The sequence below is a fragment of the Sphingobium xenophagum genome (assembly GCF_031457465.1).
In the GTDB taxonomy this organism is placed as follows: Bacteria; Pseudomonadota; Alphaproteobacteria; order Sphingomonadales; family Sphingomonadaceae; genus Sphingobium; species Sphingobium xenophagum_A.
The window spans coordinates 34,399-53,013 of record NZ_JAVDWV010000014.1; the positions used below are offsets into that span (position 1 = coordinate 34,399).

Annotated in this window: 16 protein-coding genes; 10 read left to right on the top strand and 6 right to left on the bottom strand. The window is 61.9% G+C overall.

Annotated elements, in window-relative coordinates; translation table 11 throughout:
- Positions 1-13 precede the first annotated feature (13 nt).
- Complete coding sequence (locus J2W40_RS14985; RefSeq protein ID WP_310226221.1) at positions 14-1,558, top strand: tryptophan halogenase family protein; 1,545 nt, start codon at positions 14-16, stop codon at positions 1,556-1,558.
- 21 nt (positions 1,559-1,579) lie between these two features.
- Here the strand turns inward: J2W40_RS14985 and J2W40_RS14990 are convergent, their stop codons facing one another.
- Positions 1,580-4,099 carry a glycoside hydrolase family 9 protein gene (locus J2W40_RS14990; RefSeq protein WP_310226223.1) on the bottom strand — a complete coding sequence of 840 codons (2,520 nt, stop codon included), beginning with the start codon at positions 4,097-4,099 and terminating at the stop codon, positions 1,580-1,582.
- Positions 4,100-4,249: 150 nt separating this feature from the next.
- On the opposite strand from J2W40_RS14990, the gene J2W40_RS14995 reads away from it, so the two are divergent.
- The 3 genes from J2W40_RS14995 to J2W40_RS15005 all read left to right on the top strand — a co-directional run bounded on the left by J2W40_RS14995 (position 4,250) and on the right by J2W40_RS15005 (position 9,133).
- Entirely contained in the window at positions 4,250-5,377 is a 1,128-nt protein-coding gene (locus J2W40_RS14995; RefSeq protein ID WP_310226225.1) for a glycoside hydrolase family 43 protein, read from the top strand.
- 134 nt (positions 5,378-5,511) lie between these two features.
- Positions 5,512-8,136, top strand: a complete 2,625-nt coding sequence (locus J2W40_RS15000) for a glycoside hydrolase family 3 C-terminal domain-containing protein (RefSeq protein ID WP_310226226.1) — start codon at positions 5,512-5,514, stop codon at positions 8,134-8,136.
- A 52-nt stretch (positions 8,137-8,188) separates the two neighbouring features.
- Positions 8,189-9,133: an alpha/beta hydrolase gene (locus tag J2W40_RS15005; RefSeq protein ID WP_409050387.1), complete on the top strand. Its 945-nt coding sequence runs from the start codon at positions 8,189-8,191 to the stop codon at positions 9,131-9,133.
- 12 nt (positions 9,134-9,145) lie between these two features.
- Here J2W40_RS15005 and J2W40_RS15010 read toward each other — a convergent pair whose 3' ends face one another.
- Entirely contained in the window at positions 9,146-9,736 is a 591-nt protein-coding gene (locus tag J2W40_RS15010) for a TetR/AcrR family transcriptional regulator (protein ID WP_310226228.1), read from the bottom strand.
- Positions 9,737-9,871: 135 nt separating this feature from the next.
- On the opposite strand from J2W40_RS15010, the gene J2W40_RS15015 reads away from it, so the two are divergent.
- From J2W40_RS15015 to J2W40_RS15030, 4 genes are all read left to right on the top strand, one after another.
- Positions 9,872-10,717, top strand: a complete 846-nt coding sequence (locus J2W40_RS15015; RefSeq protein WP_310226230.1) for a p-hydroxycinnamoyl CoA hydratase/lyase — start codon at positions 9,872-9,874, stop codon at positions 10,715-10,717.
- A 117-nt stretch (positions 10,718-10,834) separates the two neighbouring features.
- Positions 10,835-11,962: a cobalamin-independent methionine synthase II family protein gene (locus J2W40_RS15020; protein WP_310226232.1), complete on the top strand. Its 1,128-nt coding sequence runs from the start codon at positions 10,835-10,837 to the stop codon at positions 11,960-11,962.
- Complete coding sequence (locus J2W40_RS15025; protein ID WP_310226235.1) at positions 11,959-12,348, top strand: nuclear transport factor 2 family protein; 390 nt, start codon at positions 11,959-11,961, stop codon at positions 12,346-12,348. Before J2W40_RS15020 ends, J2W40_RS15025 begins: the two co-directional genes overlap by 4 nt.
- Before the next feature lie 15 nt (positions 12,349-12,363).
- Positions 12,364-13,125, top strand: a complete 762-nt coding sequence (locus tag J2W40_RS15030; protein WP_310226237.1) for an IclR family transcriptional regulator — start codon at positions 12,364-12,366, stop codon at positions 13,123-13,125.
- Positions 13,126-13,922: 797 nt separating this feature from the next.
- On the opposite strand, the gene J2W40_RS15035 is transcribed toward J2W40_RS15030, so the two are convergent.
- The 4 genes from J2W40_RS15035 to J2W40_RS15050 form a co-directional block, all read right to left on the bottom strand.
- Positions 13,923-14,213, bottom strand: a complete 291-nt coding sequence (locus J2W40_RS15035; RefSeq protein ID WP_310226239.1) for a type II toxin-antitoxin system RelE/ParE family toxin — start codon at positions 14,211-14,213, stop codon at positions 13,923-13,925.
- Positions 14,206-14,451, bottom strand: coding sequence for a type II toxin-antitoxin system ParD family antitoxin (locus J2W40_RS15040; RefSeq protein WP_310226242.1), 246 nt, complete (start codon positions 14,449-14,451; stop codon positions 14,206-14,208). The genes J2W40_RS15035 and J2W40_RS15040 overlap by 8 nt, the downstream gene beginning before the upstream one ends.
- Positions 14,452-14,587: 136 nt before the next feature.
- Entirely contained in the window at positions 14,588-15,988 is a 1,401-nt protein-coding gene (gene desA, locus J2W40_RS15045; RefSeq protein ID WP_310226244.1) for a syringate O-demethylase, read from the bottom strand.
- Positions 15,989-16,031: 43 nt separating this feature from the next.
- The gene (locus tag J2W40_RS15050) at positions 16,032-16,763 is read right to left on the bottom strand and encodes an alpha/beta fold hydrolase (protein ID WP_310226246.1); all 732 of its coding nucleotides are present in this window, start codon (positions 16,761-16,763) and stop codon (positions 16,032-16,034) included.
- Between the two features lie 98 nt (positions 16,764-16,861).
- Here J2W40_RS15050 and J2W40_RS15055 point away from each other — a divergent pair, with 98 nt between their 5' ends.
- Together J2W40_RS15055 and purU are read left to right on the top strand one after the other, a co-directional pair.
- Positions 16,862-17,731, top strand: a complete 870-nt coding sequence (locus J2W40_RS15055; RefSeq protein ID WP_310226406.1) for a methylenetetrahydrofolate reductase — start codon at positions 16,862-16,864, stop codon at positions 17,729-17,731.
- A 26-nt stretch (positions 17,732-17,757) separates the two neighbouring features.
- On the top strand, positions 17,758-18,612 hold the full coding sequence (purU, locus tag J2W40_RS15060; protein WP_310226248.1) for a formyltetrahydrofolate deformylase: 855 nt from the start codon (positions 17,758-17,760) through the stop codon (positions 18,610-18,612).
- The last annotated feature ends 3 nt before the right edge of the window (positions 18,613-18,615 follow it).

The following is an 18,615-nucleotide window of genomic DNA, read 5'->3' on the forward strand; positions in this document are numbered from 1 at the left end:
TGATTTCTCTCTTATGGTTCATCCTGTCCGCAACATCGTAATCGTCGGCGGCGGGACGGCCGGCTGGCTGACCGCTGGCATCATCGCGGCCCGCCATCGCACCCGCATTGGCCAGGGTTTCAGTGTCATTCTGGTCGAATCCCCCAACACGCCGATCATCGGCGTGGGAGAGGGCACATGGCCCACGCTCCGTACCACGCTATCGCGCATGGGTGTATCGGAATCCGATTTCTTCCGCGAATGCGACGCTGCTTTTAAACAGGGCGCACGCTTCGACCGCTGGACCACCGGCGCGGTCGATGACGGCTATTATCACCCCCTGATGCTACCCCAGAATTTCGGGCAGGTGAATCTCGCCCCGCATTGGCTGGCCAGCAATCAAGGCGAAAGTTTCTGCGACAGCGTCAGTGCGCAGGGTCGCATCTGTGACGAAGGCCTTGCCCCCAAGACCATTGCCACCGCCGAATATGATGCTCTCGCCAATTATGCCTATCATCTGGACGCGGGCAAATTCGCGCCCTTCATCCAACGGCATTGCTGCGAAACGCTGGGCGTGCGGCACGTTTTGGCGGATGTCGAACAGGTGCTGATGCACGACAATGGCGACATTCGCGCGATCCAGACCGCGCAAGCAGGCGAGATTGAGGGCGACCTGTTCGTCGATTGCACCGGCTTTAAGGCGCTGCTGATCGAAGGCGCAATGAATGTGCCGTTCAAGGACTGCAACGACGTCCTGTTCTGCGACACCGCGCTGGCCATGCAAGTGCCCTATGAGAGGCCGGACAGCCCGATGGCATCCCACACCATCTCCACAGCGCAGACCTCAGGCTGGATCTGGGACATCGGCATTCAGACGCGCCGCGGCGTCGGCCATGTCTTTTCCAGCAGCCATATTTCGGACGAAGAGGCCGAGCGCGAACTGCGCGCCTATATCGGCCCGGCGGCCGATGGGCTGAACGCGCGCAAGATCAAGATCCGGTCCGGCCATCGCGAAACCTTCTGGAAAGGCAATTGCGTGGCCGTGGGCCTCGCCGCTGGATTCCTCGAACCGCTCGAAGCCTCAGCGATCGTGCTGATCGAATTGTCGGCCAAGATCATCGCCGAACAAATGCCCGCCTGCCGCGAGGTAATGGACATTATTGCCTCGCGCTTCAACGCGACGACCCACTATCGCTGGGGCCGCATCATCGACTTTCTCAAGCTCCATTATGTGCTGACCCAGCGCACCGACAGCGATTTCTGGCGCGACAATGTGCGCGACGAAACCATCCCGGATCGCTTGAAGGAATTGCTGCTGCTCTGGCGCTACCAGTCCCCCTGGTTCCACGATGAGTTTGACCGGGCGGAGGAAGTCTTCCCGGCCGCCAGCTATCAATATGTGCTCTACGGCATGGGCTATCGGACCGAAGTCGATCCCGCCTCGCTCAGCCGGGATCATCGCCTGGCTGACCGCGCCCGCCGCGAAAATGCCGCACTGACCGACAAATTATGCGCCGGGCTGCCCCGCCACCGGGATCTGATCAACAAGATCGTCGCGCACGGATTGCCGCCGGTCTGACCGGCGGCAATCCGTTATCGCTTACTTCGTCCCCTTGCTCAGATGATTGGCCGCATTGGCCAGTTCGATCCACGCCGCGCCTTCGGGAATAACATATTCATTCTGGCCCCAGAAATAGGGCCAATCCTCGTGATTTTCGGGGAAATCGGGCTTGATCACCAATATGCCGGGCACGACGCCGCCTGCGATGAAGGAAAAGTCCGCCCGGTTATTGCCATAGGCGACTTCCTTCGACACCGTGCCGACACCCGACACGAAGGAAATATCGGACGCAGGATGGTGGCCGGTCAGGAACGCCATGCCATGGAACACGGCATCGCGACCGACGATGTCGGGAAAGGCCCGATGCAGCGCTTCGGCCGTCAACGCATAGCTTAAAACCGTCCCGGACCCAGCCCAACCGCCAGTCGTGATTGGAACGGCAAAAGGGTTGGCGCGCGCTATCTCCAAACTTTTCGCCTGCCAGCGCTGCACTGCCGGGACCATCGCAGTGCGGTAGGAGGCGGGCATGAAAGGAATGGCCGCCACGGCGGTTTGCGCATTAAAATCGAAACTCTTTTCGATCGTCGGCCAAAGCGCCTGTACCTTCGCGGCATAGACTGGCTTGCGCGTGGTGCGCAGCAATTCCACCGCCGCCGCGAACATTTCGCTATCCAATGGCCCGCCCGTGGTGTTGCCATGGCTGAACAGATCAGGCGCCTGCCCCTGTTCCTGCTGCCAGACACGCTCGGCGGTTTCCAGCGCGCGTTGCGCCAGCGCATCATCCTGCCCGCGTAACACGCGCACGGCCGCCGCCAACCCGGCGATCGATCCATAGTTGAGCGCCGATGACTTGCTGGTGAAGGCCCAGCGATCGTCCGGCGTTCCGCTCCGTCCATTGCGAACCTCGCCCGGTTTCAACACCGGATCATAGGGCAGCCCATCGGTCTTGTTCACCGCATCGCCCAAATGCGTATATTGGGCGACATCCGGCTCCACGATGCCATGAATGGCATGTCCGACAGCATCGAACTGCGCCAGCAATTGCAGGGTGCCATGCGCCACCTGCTGCACCATGTCGGGCTTTCCGTCGGGCACATGGATTTCGACATGCCGCCGCGCCTGATCGACGCTTACCGTATCGCGATCCAGCCGATAGCGCTCCGTCGCATCGGCAAGCGAGCGCACCACCTGATATTGGGACTGGGTGCGGATATCGAAATCGCCGGCATCATACCAGCCGCCGACATTGAGGCCCGGAATATGCTCGCCCGGCTTGAAGCGCGTATCGGTCGTTGGTCCCTGCCGGTACAGGTCGATATGCTCATGGTTCAGCGGTGCCTGACGCGCATCGTCGCGATGGGAATCGCCATGCCAGCTGCGATAGGCTTCGTTGACCGACATATGGTCCATCGCGACCGGGAAATAGACATCGTTGGTCGGGTGCCAGGCATCGGCATAGACATCCTGCGCGATCCGAAACGGCGCGGTGCGGACATCGCCATATTCGAGCATATAGAGGCCCGGTTGCTTAACGGCGCTGAAATCCAGTTGCAGATAATGATAGCGCAGATATTCGCCCCAGGGCTTTATCGGGCCGGTCGCCACCGGCACCGCCGCACCGTTGGCATCCAGGCGCAGCAATTTGATCGGAGGCCGCCGCTTGTCGTTGCGGTCCAGTTCCACCGTGGCGATCTTGGGACCATCGGGCGCATAGCCGAGCTGCGAATGCGCGATGACGGGCGTGCGCAGCCAATCGGGGTCGGCCTGCGGCTTCACCGTCCACTGCAACACCATACCGGTCTTGTTTGCGGGCAGGATCGATCGCAACACGAACCAGCCATTTTGCGCCTGATTGCGCCCATCATAGAGCGCGATCGGCTGATCGCTGCTCACGCTGATCCGGCGCGCGGGGTCTTCCGGTGCCAGGACGAAGCGGCGGCCACTGGCCATCGGCAATGGCTCGGCCCCCGGCCCCTCGCTCCGCCCGCTGGCCGCATTGCGCTCCGCCGTCCGCTCCATGGCGCTTGCAGGATAGATCGGGAAGGTGCCGGTACGCTCGTCCGCCATATAGGCATGGTGGAAATAGGCCGACGGCAGCAATTCCAGGTTGAACCCGGCCTTGCCCGCCAAGGCCTGCGGCACGGGCTTGTCGAGAATGATGCTCAGTTCGACCGCGCCCCCGCGCCGCTCAGCGCGAATGACATATTGCCAGTCATGGGCGGCATAACGCAGCGTGGTTTCAATGACACCGGTCTTGGCATCCACCTTGCGATCCACCAGCGCGCCGATCGCATCCCATTGTCCGGGCGTCGCCGACAAGCGCACGTCGCCATTGGTCGCACTGCGCACACCCTGCTGGATGATTTCGATGCCGCTGATCTTCGCGTCCGCAAACAGGCCGTCATACCAGTTGGAAAAGGCCAGCACATTGACCGCCGGGCCTTCGAAATAGCCCTTTTCGTTCAACTGCAAGGCGGGTTCGCTCGGCGTCTGCGCGATGGCCGCCGTGCTGCTCAGCAGCAGTGCAATCCCGACACAGGAGGCTCGTAAACGCTTCATGTCTCTCTCCCTTGATTGCGCTACCATCATTCGGGCTGCAATTTTCACGCCTTATATCGCAGCGATTATAGATGGGCACAATATCCAATAGGCTGATTGCCATGCGCTTATGATAGCGCTATTCATGATCGAAACATGAAGGAGAGACTGATGCCCCGGACGCGACGGATATTGCTCGGAACCCTGCCCTTGGCGATGGCCCTGTTGACCGCCGGGTGCCAGCAAAGCGCGGACAATGCGCAAGCGCCAGCCGCCAATGCCGCAGACGCTTCGAAATATCTGTCCCAGCCGCTGGTCAAGGACATCTATACCGCCGACCCGTCCGCCCATGTCTGGGACGGCAAAATCTATGTTTACCCCAGCCACGATATTGACGGACCAACCGCCGAGGATGATCTGGGCAGCCATTTCGAAATGCGCGACTATCGCGTGCTGTCGATGGACAAGATTGGCGGGCAGGTAACGGTCGGGCCAGTGGCGCTGGACGTCAAGGATGTGCCGTGGGCGGATCGCCAGATGTGGGCACCCGACGCCGCGCGCAAGAATGGCACTTATTATCTCTATTTCCCCGCCAAGGACAAGGAAGGCGTGTTCCGCATCGGTGTCGCCACGTCGAAAGACCCGATGGGCCCGTTCAAGGCACAGCCGCAGCCGATCAAGGGCAGCTATTCGATCGACCCTGCCGTTTTCACGGATGATGATGGTACCAGCTATATGTATTTCGGGGGCATCTGGGGTGGCCAGTTGCAACGCTATGCAAATGGCAAATATGACCCCAATGGTTCCAAGACCGACCTGGAGCAGGATGACAAGCCCGCGCTATTGCCGCGCGTGGCGAAGATGACCGACGATATGCTTGAATTTGCCGAAACGCCCCGGCCTTTGCAGATCGTCGATGAACAGGGCAAGCCCCTGCTGGGCGGCGACCATGACCGCCGCTTCTTCGAAGCATCATGGATGCACAAATATAAGGGCAAATATTATTTCAGCTATTCGACCGGCGACACGCACTATCTCGTCTATGCCGTCGGCGATTCGCCCTATGGCCCCTTCACCTACAAGGGTCGCATTTTGGAGCCGGTCGAAGGCTGGACCACGCATCACTCCATCGCCGAATGGGATGGGCGCTGGTGGCTTTTCTATGCTGACACTCAATTGTCGGGGCAGACCCGTCTGCGTAACGTCAAGGTTACCGAACTCCATCATAATGAAGATGGCAGCATCCGCACGATCAATCCGATCATAGGCGGTGCCGCCCCGAAGAGCGCTGCGCACTGAACTCTACTGGCCGGGAAAGCGATGGCTTTCCCGGCCTCGCTCATGGGCCGACACGATGCTTGGCCAGGGCCGTCCGGGGATAGTCCCCAGCAATGAATACGACGTCGCAACGACGCATTCAGGGAGATATCGGGATGAAGTCGTCTTTCCTACTGCGCACAGCCAGCATGATGATGCTGTCCAGCCTTTGTACCCACAGCGCCGCGATGGCCAATGACAGCTTGAAAGAGGCAGAGGTCAAGGCACGGGCGATCGTTGATCAGTTGACGCTGGACGAAAAGGTGGAGCAGTTGCTTAACACGGCACCCGCCATCCCCAGACTGAAAATCCCAGCCTATAATTGGTGGACGGAATCGCTGCATGGCGCGATCGGCGCGGTTCCGACCACCAATTTTCCAGAACCCATCGGCCTTGCCGCCACCTTCGATGCGCCGCTGATCAAGACGGTTGCGGGTGCCATCAGTACGGAGGTGCAGGCACTCCATACCCTCGGTCGCCAGACCGGGCATCTCGGCAAGATCGGCACGGGCCTCAACACCTGGTCGCCCAACATCAATCTCTTCCGCGATCCGCGTTGGGGCCGCGGCCAGGAAACCTACGGCGAAGACCCCTTCCTGACCGCCCGGATCGGCGTTGCCTTCATTCAGGGGATGCAGGGCGACAATCCCGATCTGCCCGACATCGTCGCCACACCCAAGCATTTCGCGGTCCATAGCGGGCCCGAACCAAGCCGGCACACCGATAATATCTTTGCCACCAAGCGGGATCTCGAAGACAGCTACCTGCCCGCCTTCCGCGCCGCCATTGTCGAGGGCAAGGCCGGGTCGATCATGTGCGCCTATAACCGGGTCGATGGCCAACCCGCCTGCGGCAGCCCCATGTTGTTGCAGGACTATCTGCGCGATGCATGGGGCTTTACCGGCTATGTCGTATCCGATTGCGACGCCGTCGTCGATATCTACGACCACCATAAATTTGCGCCAGACGCTGCCACCGGCGTCGCGGTCGCGCTGCGCCAAGGCGTCGATAGCGAGTGTAATAATGCGACGCTTAGCGGCCAGACGGGCCTGGGCGATCGCTACAAGGACTCGCTTGCACGCGGCTATATCGGCATGAGCGACATCGACACCGCACTCGTTCGCCTGTTTTCGGCGCGTTATCGTAATGGCGACCTTCCTGGCCTTTCGACCCGCAAGCCCAACGCCATGCCGGTCAAGCGGATTGGGACGGCCGAACATCAGGCGCTTGCCCTGACCTCCGCCGAAAAAAGCATGGTCCTGCTCAAAAATGACGGTATCCTCCCGTTAAAGGCCGGGACAAAAATTGCCCTGACTGGCCCCTTGGCCGACGCTACCCGTGTCCTGCGCGGCAATTATTCCTCGCCACGAAGCGCCCCGCCCATCTCGGTGGCCGACGGCATCAGACAGGCAATGCCCGGCTCCGCCGTCACCCTCATCCCCTTTGGTCCCTCCATTACCGATGGCGATCCCGTTCCCGGCACAGCGTTGCTGACCCCGGACGGCAAGCCGGGCTTGAAGGCCGAATATTTCAACGCCAGCGGCGATGATGGTTTCGAAGCAAGGCCCGTGCTGTCCCGCGTGGAAAGCAGTCTTGTCTCACGCGCAGGCGAATTTCAGCAGGTATCGAAACGCTATAAGGTCATCTGGACCGGGCATCTCGTTGCGCCGGAGACAGGGCTGTACCGTGTCGCGCTAACCGGCGTCAAAGGAACCATCTCACTCGACGGCAAGCCCGTAGTCACTGCCGAAGACTATTCGCGCTGGGCAGAACCGCTCGATCTCACGGACGTCCGCATGACCAAGGGTCAGCGATACGCCATCCGATTGCAGGGCGAGAGCAGCATCGCCCCCAGCCCCACCATTTTCTGGAAGCGCATATCCGACAATGTCGATCGCGATCTGACGGCCGGAGCCAAGGACGCTGACGTCATCGTCGCCGTCGTCGGCTTGACCGCCGATATCGAAGGCGAGGAGATGCCGGTCAAGATCGAGGGCTTTATCGGCGGCGACAAGACGTCCCTCGACCTGCCCCGCGATCAGCGCGCCTTTCTGGAAAAGGCCAAGGCGCTCGGTAAGCCGCTCGTCGTGGTCGTCATGAACGGCAGCGCGGTCGATCTATCCTGGGCCAAGGATCATGCCTCGGCCATCGTCGAGGCCTGGTATCCCGGCCAATCCGGCGGGCTGGCGGTTGCCAATGTCCTGTCGGGGAAGACCAATCCTGCCGGACGCCTGCCCGTCACTTTCTACAAGAGCGTCGATGATCTCCCGCCCTTTACCGACTATGGCATGGACGGGCGCACCTATCGCTATTTCAAGGGCACGCCGGTCTATCCGTTCGGTTATGGCCTCAGCTATACACAATTCAGCTATGCAGCGCCCACATTGGGCGCGACCGACGCCATTGCCAAGGACGGACTGACCGTGCGGACGGTTGTCACCAATAGCGGCGCAAGGGCGGGCGATGATGTCGTCCAGCTTTACGTGACGCCCCCCGGCTTCGATGGCGCGCCCCGCACAGCCCTGCGTGGTTTTGCCCGCGTTTCGCTCAAGCCGGGCGAAGGGAAGGAGGTCGCCTTCACCCTGTCGCCCCGCGACTTGAGCTTCGTCACGCGGGATGGCGTGCGCGCGCTCATCCCCGGCGACTATCAGTTGAGCATCGGCGGCGGCCAGCCCGGCACTGGCAGCTCGGTCCAGACCGTCGGCTACACCGTCCGCGACATGGTCGACCTGCCAAAATGACAGGCGGCCATTTGGGACAGTTAAATAGATAAAAGGCAAAGGAGAGATGCAGATGAAACGCATATTTGGTTTCGCCACAATGATCGGAGCAGCCACCTGGCTCATCACAGCGCCGATCGCGGTCCAGGCCCAGGACGACAAGATGATGCCGATCGCCATCCCCGCCCAGCCGACTGCCATTGAACTTGGAACGCCTGCCCTCCCCGGTGCCACCGCCAAGGAATCCTGGCACAGCCAATATGGCAGCCTGTTCGCCCGCAACGTCACGGTCGCAACCCTCACACCCTTCCTGCCCGATCCCGCCAAGGCGACCGGCGCGGCCATCGTCGTGGCACCGGGCGGCGGATTTCGAACCCTGTCGATGAATAATGAAGGGTGGGATGTTGCCAAGGCGCTGGCCGATCGCGGCGTTGCCGCTTTCGTCCTGAAATATCGCCTGCGCCAGACACCAGCGGATATGCCCGCCTTTGAAAAGTCGATGCAGGAGATGTTTTCTCCTGGCGCTCGACCACCCCGCCCTGCCCCCGACCCCAATTTCGGCGACCTCTCGCCCCAGATCGCCGATGCCCGCGCCGCCTTCTCCCTGATCCGTCAACGAAAGGCCGAATGGGGCGTCGATGCCGATCGGATCGGTATGGTCGGCTTTTCCGCCGGAGCCATGCTGACCATGGCGACGGCGCTTGCGGGTCAGGATGCCAAGCCCGCCTTTATCGGCAATATCTATGGGCCACTATCCTCCATGACTGTCCCCGCTGATGCCCCGCCGCTGTTCGTGGCCCTGGCCGCCGATGATCCCTTCTTCGCCAATGGCGGCATCGCCCTGATCGACGATTGGCGCACCGCCAAGCGCCCGGCCGAATTCCATCTCTACGAACGCGGCGGCCATGGCTTTGGCATGTATCAGAAGGATACCACCAGCACGGGCTGGTTCGAAGCCTTCGTACGGTGGATCGGGATGCACGGCATGCTAGCGCGTCAGGCGAACGCGCCGCAATAATCCTGGCCTGGTTCAGTCGTGGCGGAAGACACGCGCGATTTGCGCGGCAATGTCACGCGGCGTCAGCCGCCCCGGCCGATACCAGTCCGCAACGCTGTTGAGCTGCGACAGTAGCAGGTTGCGGTAGAGTGACGGGTCGATCTCGGCCGGTAGGGGCAGCGCGGCGACGAGGTCACGGAACATGCGTTCGAACCGATCGCGCCGCTCGACCAGAGCGGCGCGCACGGATTCTGGCACTTCGCGAAAATCATTCATCATCGGCATGGTGAGCGAATCGGGATCGAGCTGAACTTCCAGCAGCGCGGCACAGGCCGCTTCCAGCCGCGCCCAAGGATCACATTCTTGGGCCACCGCCTTTGCAATATGCGCTTCCGCGCCGTCGAGCGCGGCGTGATGCAGCTCGACGAACAGCGCATCCTTCGACTTGATATGATGGTAGAGCGAGCCGCCCAGCACGCCCGCGGCCTCGCCAATGTCGCGCATCGACGTGCCGCGATAGCCCTTGCGCGCAAAGAGTTGCGCGGCGATCGCCAATATCTGGCCCCGCCGCGTCCCCGCGCCGTCGGTCTCTTCGCCCTTGGCCTGTGCGTCTGTCCTGCTCATGCAGCGCGACCTAGCATATTCGATCGCCATAGATCATCCGCCTTGGTGCGGGCGCAAAGGGGCGATGCATTATTCACTTGCAACCCTCCCCCGGCTTACTGTATCCCAAGCATACATTCTATCGGGAGCAGGATCATGGAAAACCAAGAAGACGTCGTTTCCTTTGCGGTCGAGGACGGCATCGCCTGGGTGAATTTCAATCGCCCCGCCAAGCGCAATGCGATGAGCCCGACGCTGAACCGCCGCATGATGGAGGTTTTGGACGAGCTGGAATTTCGTGACGATGTCGGCGTGCTGGTGCTGAGCGGCGAAGGCACGGCCTGGTCGGCGGGCATGGACCTGAAGGAATATTTCCGCGAAACCGAAGCGCAAGGGTTGCGCGGCGTGCGCAAGTCGCAGCGCGAAAGCTATGGCTGGTTCCGTCGTCTGCGCTGGTATCAAAAGCCCACCATCGCCATGGTCAATGGCTGGTGCTTTGGCGGCGGCTTCGGCCCGCTCTTTGCCTGCGACCTCGCCATCTGCGCTGATGAAGCGCAGTTTGGCCTGTCCGAAATCAACTGGGGCATCCTGCCCGGCGGCGGCGTGACCAAGGTGGTGGTCGACCTGCTGCCGATGCGCGACGCCATGTGGCTGACGCTGACCGGCGACCTGATCGACGGCAAGCAGGCGTCGGCGATGCGGCTGGTCAATGAAAGCGTGCCGCTCGACCAGCTCAAGGCGCGCACCCGCGAGGTTGCCAACAAGCTGCTGGCCAAGAACCCCGTCGCGCTCAAATTCGCCAAGGATGCGGTACGCCGCGTCAGCACCATGACCTATGACGAGGCGGAGGATTATCTGGTCCGTATGCAGGAAGCGGCCAATTTCCATGACAAGAGCGAAGGCCGCAAGGAAGGCATCCGCCAGTTCATCGACGAAAAGAGCTACAAGCCGGGTCTGGGTGCTTATGACCTGACCAAGGCGAAGGCACCGACCGAGGGCTGAGCAGCCCGATCGTCCTGAAACGCACCGGGGTTCGCCCCGGCACGTATTTTCATGTTTGCGATATATCCACATCCATGAATTTGTGGCAGAATGTCCTTCAACCGGAGGAGGATTTTCATGCCCATAGCCACGACCCATGTCGGCAGCCTGCCGCGCGGCGACGCCCTGACCCCACTGTTGCTGGCCCGCGACAAGGGCGAACCTTATGATGCGCAAGCCTTCGACACGCAAGTCCAGGCCGCCGTTACAGACGCGGTAACCGCCCAGATCGACGCCGGTGTCACCATCGTCAGCGACGGTGAATTGGGTAAGGTCGGCTATTCCACCTATATGATCGAGCGGCTGACCGGCTTTGGCGGCCATATCGACCGCAGGCCCGCCGCCGACCTCGCCCCGCTGCCCGAATTGCGGCAGAAGCTGGCTGGGATCATGGGCAGCCAGGAATTTACCCGCGCCTCCTGCATCGGCCCGGTGCGACTGGTCACGCTGGAACCGCTGCATGACGATATTCGTCGGTTCAAGACGGCCCTCGCGCCCCATGGCGAGGGCGTGCGCGCCTTCATGAACGCGGCCTCGCCCGGCCTCATCACCGCCTTCCAGGTCAATCGCCATTATCCCAGCCACGAAGCCTATCTGGCCGATCTGGTCGATGCGATGCGCGAGGAATATGAGACGATCGTGGCGGCCGGGTTCGACCTGCAATTGGATTGCCCCGATCTGGCGATGTCGCGCCACACTGGCTATCAGGACGCCAGCGACGAGGAATTCCTCAAGATCGCGTCCGCCAATGTCGATGCGCTCAACGCCGCCACCGCCAATATTCCGCCCGAACGGATGCGGATGCATATCTGCTGGGGCAATTATGAAGGCCCGCATGATCATGACATTCCGCTGGAAAAGGTGATCGACATCATCCTGCCCGCGCGCCCGGCCACCGTCCTGTTCGAAGCCGCCAATCCATGCCACGAGCATGAATGGGCGGTGTGGCGCGATGCCACCATCCCCGATCACAAGATCCTGGCCCCCGGCCTGATCGATACCTGCTCCAACTATGTCGAACATCCCGAACTGATTGCCCAGCGAATCGAACGCTTTGCCGGGATCGTCGGCAAGGATCGAGTGATCGCCAGCACTGATTGCGGGTTCGGCACCTTTGCCGGATATGGCAAGATCGACCCGGCGGTGACGTGGAAGAAACTGCGTTCGCTCCGCGCCGGTGCGGACCTTGCGGACGCGCGGCTGTGAGCGAGGAGGAGCGCCGCGCGATCGAGGCGGATTGCGCCAGGCTGATTGCTCGCTACGCCAATCTCAACGACGCGGCCGATTGGCAGGGCGTGGCTGACCTCTATGCCGACGATGGACGGATGGCACGGCCGACCGCGCCGGAGGACTGGACGCAGGGACGTGCGGCGATCCTCGCCGCCTTCCTCGCCCGACCAGCACGGACGACCCGGCATGTCTGTTCCAACGTCGTGATCGACGTGATCAGCCCGACGCAAGCCGTTGGGGAAAGCGCGATGCTGCTGTTCACGAGCGAAGGCGCGCCCAAGGTCGGATCTTTCCACGACCGCTTCGTGCTGACCGCAGCGGGATGGCGCTTTGCCGAACGGCGCGGTAGCCTGACCTTTTAACGGAGGGCGCCCATCATGAATGCCACCACGCCATCCACTGTCAAATCGGCGATGCGGACCATCGACATCATCGAATATGTCGTGGCGCGCCCGGCGGGCGTGGTGGCGCAGGAGATTGCGGCGGGCCTCGCCATTCCGGTGAGCAGCCTGTCCTATCTGCTCGCGACATTGGTGGAGCGGCACTATCTGGCGCGGGAGGGGCGGCGCTATCTGCCCGGCCCGGCACTGGCGCGGCTGGGGTCGCCGCGCGTCGCGCTGTCGCTGGCGGACAAGGTACGGCCGCTGGTCCGGTCGCTGCGGACGCAGACCAACGAAACCGCCTCCTTCTTCGTGCGCGATGGGTGGCAATTGGTGGCGATCGTGACCGAAACGGCGGAACAGTCGCTGCGCTATTCGATCAGCGTGGGCACGCGCATTCCGATGCACAGCTTGGCGGCGGGCAAGGCGTTGCTGGCGAGCCTGGGCGACGACGAGATCGACGCCTATTTCGCGCAGGTGCCACTGGAGCCGTTCACGCCGCAAAGCGTGACCGACGAACAGGCGTTGCGGACCGAGCTGGCGGCGATCCGCGCGTCGGGCGTGGGGCGCACGCGCGAGGAATATACGCCGGGCATCTGTGGCCTGGGCATGGCGGCGGTGGTCGATGGCGTCGCGGTCGGCGCATTCGCGGTCGCCATCCCCCTGCCCCGCTTCACCCCGGACCTCGAAACCCGCGCCGTCGCCCGGCTGGAACAGGCGGTCGCGCTCTTCACCGCCGCCGAAGCGCCGCCGGTTTAGCGACACATGCGTCACAGCGCGAAGTTCACGATGTCGTCGGGCAAAAAGGCCCAATGGTGCGTCAATAGTCCCGGCAACGTACCGCCCAGGTAAGGCTGAAGTCACTATTGGGTCACAATGACGCGACGGCGACGCGCCAGTGACGCGGCATCGGCTCAGGATGGCCAGGGCGGGCATGGGGCGCGTTACGGGAAGCTGATCCATTCATGAGGATAGATCAGAGGAAATCCTACATTGGAAGGGGGGGAAATAGTGCAGCCGCCCGCGCGGGGATGACGGGGCGATATGGCGGTTATGGGTGGATGGGAGGCAGTCCGCTTTCGGTAGGGAAGTGGAATTAGCTGCCTCCGGCCTCTTTGAAGCGCAACTGAGTTGCGCGTATCATCGGCTTTCCAGTTGCTCTGTTGGTGATGACATCTCCCGATAGGAATACAATCGAGCTTACGAAACCAAGATCATCAGCGGGCACAGAGTCGACTATGCGATTATAAATTTGTTTTACGTCGCCATTGGCGGTCGCAAATCCCACGCCGCCGCAATTTCGGCCGCCCGACACTGATGCTCCACACTCGATGCAACCATCATCCGAATTGGCAAAAAGGATCGCTGTCCCTTCAACCCGGTCTCCCACAGACACAGACCAGCAGCGATCCGCAGCTATTTGGACCGGCTTGGAGCCGCAAGACGCAAACGCAAGGGCACTTATTAGTAGTGATAACAATGACCGCATCGAGGCATCATCGCAGACCTGCGCGTTGCCCGCAAATGGTCGCCCTCCGACGACGGTTCAGTTAACCCTATAAATGGCGGATTGCGTCCATGCGGTGGTGCAGGATTCGGATGATGGCGATACCGTAGCTTGTCGGTCGAAAATAGAGGATATGCCGTTCAACGCTGTATCGCCGGTAACCGGCGCGAAGGTTGGCGCAATTTTGGCCGTGTTGCGGTGCTGCGGCCAATTCGGCGCAGGCGGCTTCGATGAGATCGGTATAGTGTAGGGCCTGAGGGAGGCCCCATTTGGCCACCGTATAATCAAATATGCCTTCCAGATCGCGCTGCGCGCGCGGACTGAGGCGATATTCAGCCATGCTGGACAGATTTACGCCGTTTGAACGCGGAAAAATCAAAGGGTTCGGCCGCGCCGCTTTGTTCACCCTCAATCAAGGCCTGGCAGATCGTTTCGACTTCGACGCTGCGTTCCTGCGCGCGGCGGATGAGGTCGCGAATGGCCTCGCTATCATTGGTGTAGCTGCCCGCCTCAATCTGTGCGGCAAGCCAGGCATCCTGCTGAACGGTTAGCGTAATGGACTTACGAACGGTCGCCATGGCGGGCCTCCAGACAGTAGGACACTAATCATAATATGGGTGCAGTTTAGCGCAGAGGGACATGCGCAGCAACGCTCGAACGAAAACGGGGGACGCCTTGCGGCATCCCCCGTTGCTTCCCGCTCAGGAAAAGCGATCAAGCGTTCTTGGTGCGCCAGCCGTCGGCATAATTGTCGCGCGCGGCTTCCGAATAGGGGACCGAGGAAACGATCGCCTTGATTTCGGTCTGGACGTGGCGTTCGACGGTCGGCTTCGACGTGCCGCCATCGGGTTCGCCCCACAGCAGGGTGACTTCGGTGCCGGGTTCGGCAAATTCGGCATCGACCATCGCCAGCGCCAGGAAGCGACCGGCGTTGATGGTGTAGCCGATCCAGGTGGACAGGCCGACCGTCTTGCCGTCCTTGAGCACCGCATCATAGGGATGCATGCAATAGACGGCGCTGGGGAATTCGAGGAACTTGGCCTTGTCGCCGGTCTGGAGCATCGAGCTCATGACGCGAACGATATCCTCATTGTCGAGCGCCAGCGTCACCTTGCGGCGGTGGGGCTGATCCTTGATCTTCTCCAGCGCTTCGCGGCCGATGAAGTCATGGTCGAACTTGACCATGATGCCATAGCCCAGCTCCCAGGGGTTGAGGTAATAATCCTCGATATTGTCGGAGACGAAGCTGCCGCCGAGCGAACATTTGCCTTCATAGCTGTTCTCGCTCGCCCATTCACGGAACGCCTTGGAGCCTTCGCCGGTGTAGGTGGCGGGCAGCGGCGAGGGAATCCAGCCGGATTCCAGCGTGTTGGACGAATAGGTACGGCCACCGCACAGGGTGAGGCCATGATCCTTGCCCGCTTCGATGAGCGCGTTGCGGACGGTGTCATAATCCTTCCAGGGACCAAACAGCTCGTAGCCAGGCTGGCCCGCCATGCCGTGACGCAGCGCGCGCACTTCGACGCCGGCGATCATGATCGGCGCCATGTGGAAGAATTTGAGGTCCGGCGGGGTTTCGCCCATCGCCTTTTCCAGCACCTGCATGGCGTTTGGCCCCTGCAACTGGAAGCGATAGTTGCGGCGATAGCCTTGTTGGTCGAGCGGGCGGGCGGCGGTGCGCTCGTCGCGCTCGACCTTGACGTCCCACTTGCCGGTCGAGGCCCAATATTCGACCCATTCGATCGACGGCGCGCGGCCGACCAGCTCGAACTTTTCTTCTTCCAGATAGAAGAGAATGACGTCGCCGATCACATAGCCTTCGGGCGTGACGGGGGCGAACTGCTTGGCGCGGTTCGGCACGAAGCCCTTGAAGCTGTTGGGGGCGAGGTAGGACAGCATGTCGAACGCACCGGGGCCGGTGACGAGCAGGTCGACCATGTGGAAGCTCTGGTTGAACAGGACCGAGCTTTCCGCCCAGCTACGCTGTTCGTCGCGCCAGTTGCTATATTCGCCCGGAACGCCCGGATAGACGTTGGGACCAACCTGCTGGTTACGCAGGAATTCGACGATATCGCCCTTTTCGTCGAGCAATTGCTGCAGGGATTTACCACTCATTCCATTCTCTCCTTAGACACGGAAAACATACTGAAATCGTCATTCATGCAGGCGGCCATGACAGCCATTCCCGCAATATCTGGTTGAAGGCTTCGGGCGCTTCGGCGGGCAGCATATGCCCCGCCCCTTCGACGACGCGCAGTTGCGCGCCGGGAATGGCGGTGACGATCGCCTCATGCTGGGCGACCGGCGACCATTGATCCTGCCGCCCGACCATGGCGAAGGTCGGGCAGGCGATGGTCGGCAGCAGCGCATCGACCGACGGGCGGTTGAGCAAGGCTTCGATCTGCGCCTCATAGACTGGCAAGCCTGCCGAAACAGTCATGGCATAGAGGCTATCCATCAGCGCTTCGTTGCGCAGCCCCGCAAAGCCGAGCATCGGCGGCAGCCATTGCGCCACCAGCGCGGCCATGCCCTGCGTCCGGCCGAGGTCGCGCAGCGCATAGCGACCTTCGCGCTCGCCAGGCTTGGGCGTGTGGACGCCGGTATCGACCAGCGCCAGCCGCTCGACCCGTTCAGGGGCCTTGCGCACAACTTCGAGCGCGATGCGCGCGCCCATGGAATGGCCCAGCAGCGCCGCGCGGGCGGGCATATGCGCCAACGCATAGTCGGCCATCGTCTCGATCCGGTCCGCACCGCCATAATAGCCGTCGATCGCGCGGCTGTCCGGGAAAGCGCCGAGCGTCGCGCCGAACATGCGCGAATCGCACATCAGCCCCGGAAGGATGATGAGGGGGCTAGCAGCACCGTCCTGATCGGTTGATTTCGCACTCATGAAAATTTCATCTATACGAATGTAGGCAACTGCGCTAGAGGAAAATGCATCGAGGAAAGCCGCGTGGCCCAGCCCGAACACCATCATGGGAGAGAATGATGACCCTGCCGTCGATCCATCCGAACTGGGATCTGCCGCCCAAGGGCATGACCGATGGCTATTCGCTGGAGATCACCGCAAAGGACATCGACGCGCTGCGCGAGGCCGCGCCGACCATGGCGGCCGAAACGCCGGTGGCCGTCACCTTCCTGCCCGGCGAGTCGCTGGAAGCGCGCATTGCTGCGGCGAAGCTGGTGCGATCGCTGGGGTTCGAACCCATGCCCCATTTTTCCGCGCGGCGGCTGGAATCGGGCGATGATTTCGAAACCTATCTGGCTGCGGTCGTGCGCGAAGCGGGCGTCCAGCGCTGCTTCGTGATCGCGGGCGATCCGCCCGAAGCGGCCGGCCCCTATTCGGACAGCATGGCCCTCATTCGCACCGGCGCGTTCGAGCGCGCCGGGATCAAGGCGATCGGCGTTGGCGGCCACCCGGAGGGGCACCCCAATATGACGCCCGACCAATGTTTCGCCGTGCTGATCGAAAAATGCGCGGAAATCGAACAGCGCGGCATGGCCCCGTTGATCGTCACCCAGTTCAGCTTCGATGCCGCCCCGGTGCTAAGCTGGCTGTCGGACCTTCGCCAGCGCGGCATCGACGCGCCGGTGCGGATCGGCATTCCAGGGCCAGCGGGCATCAAGACGCTGATGCGCTTTGCCGCCCGATGCGGCGTGGGGGCATCGGCATCGGTGCTGACCAAATATGGCATTTCGATCACCAAGCTGATCGGCACCGCCGGTCCCGACAAGCTGGTCGATGCGCTTGCCAGCGGCCTTGGCGACCAGCATGGCAAGGTGCGCCTGCACTTCTACCCCTTTGGCGGCCTGACCAAGACCGTCGAATGGATCAATGATTATACGGCCCGCCACTGAGCGCGCATGATTACCGGAGAAGCGATGTGAGTGAAATCTGCACCCTGACCCTGCAATGCGACGACCGGCCGGGTCTGGTCGCCGATGTCGCCACCCTGTTGACCCAGCAGGGCGGCAACATCACCGACGCGCAGCAGTTCAACGACAAGCTGACCGATCGCTTCTTCATGCGGGTGGAATTTGAAATCGCCCCCGGTGCCGTCGAAACGCTGCGGGCGGCCTTTGCCGGACTGGCGAACGAGCGCGGCATGGAATGGAACCTGCGCCGCCGCAACGAGCGGCAGAAGGTGCTGTTAATGGTCAGCAAGTTCGACCATTGCCTGGGCGACCTGCTCTATCGCTGGCGCATCGGCGAATTGAACATGGATGTGGTCGGCATCGTGTGCAACCATCCGCGCGAGGCGCTGACCATATCGCTGATCGGCGACGTGCCGTTCCACCATCTGCCGATCACCAAGGATACCAAGCCGCAGCAGGAAGCGCAGATCAAGGCGATCGTCGAGGAAACCGGCGCCGACCTCATCGTGCTGGCGCGCTATATGCAGATATTGAGCGACGATCTGGCGGGCTTCCTGTCGGGCCGCTGCATCAACATCCATCACAGCTTCCTGCCCGGTTTCAAGGGTGCCAAGCCCTATCACCAGGCGCATGCGCGCGGCGTCAAGATGATCGGCGCCACCGCCCATTATGTCACCGCCGACCTGGATGAAGGGCCGATCATCCATCAGGATGTCGAGGCCATCAACCATGCCGACACGCCCGATGATCTGGTGCGCAAGGGCCGCGATATCGAACGGCGCGTGCTGGCGACCGCCGTGCAGCATCATCTGCAGGGCCGGGTGTTCCGCAACGGCGCACGCACCGTCGTCTTCAAGGCCTAAAGG

Coding starts and splice junctions, on each gene's coding strand:
- desA (WP_310226244.1), bottom strand. CDS start 15,988: ATGAGTGGTAAATCCCTGCAGCAATTGCTCGACGAAAAGGGCGATATC.
- J2W40_RS15000 (WP_310226226.1), top strand. CDS start 5,512: ATGAAGTCGTCTTTCCTACTGCGCACAGCCAGCATGATGATGCTGTCC.
- J2W40_RS15050 (WP_310226246.1), bottom strand. CDS start 16,763: ATGAGTGCGAAATCAACCGATCAGGACGGTGCTGCTAGCCCCCTCATC.
- J2W40_RS15015 (WP_310226230.1), top strand. CDS start 9,872: ATGGAAAACCAAGAAGACGTCGTTTCCTTTGCGGTCGAGGACGGCATC.
- J2W40_RS14990 (WP_310226223.1), bottom strand. CDS start 4,099: ATGAAGCGTTTACGAGCCTCCTGTGTCGGGATTGCACTGCTGCTGAGC.
- J2W40_RS14985 (WP_310226221.1), top strand. CDS start 14: ATGGTTCATCCTGTCCGCAACATCGTAATCGTCGGCGGCGGGACGGCC.
- J2W40_RS15010 (WP_310226228.1), bottom strand. CDS start 9,736: ATGAGCAGGACAGACGCACAGGCCAAGGGCGAAGAGACCGACGGCGCG.
- J2W40_RS15040 (WP_310226242.1), bottom strand. CDS start 14,451: ATGGCGACCGTTCGTAAGTCCATTACGCTAACCGTTCAGCAGGATGCC.
- J2W40_RS15055 (WP_310226406.1), top strand. CDS start 16,862: ATGACCCTGCCGTCGATCCATCCGAACTGGGATCTGCCGCCCAAGGGC.
- J2W40_RS15020 (WP_310226232.1), top strand. CDS start 10,835: ATGCCCATAGCCACGACCCATGTCGGCAGCCTGCCGCGCGGCGACGCC.
- J2W40_RS15005 (WP_409050387.1), top strand. CDS start 8,189: ATGAAACGCATATTTGGTTTCGCCACAATGATCGGAGCAGCCACCTGG.
- J2W40_RS15035 (WP_310226239.1), bottom strand. CDS start 14,213: ATGGCTGAATATCGCCTCAGTCCGCGCGCGCAGCGCGATCTGGAAGGC.
- J2W40_RS15030 (WP_310226237.1), top strand. CDS start 12,364: ATGAATGCCACCACGCCATCCACTGTCAAATCGGCGATGCGGACCATC.
- J2W40_RS14995 (WP_310226225.1), top strand. CDS start 4,250: ATGCCCCGGACGCGACGGATATTGCTCGGAACCCTGCCCTTGGCGATG.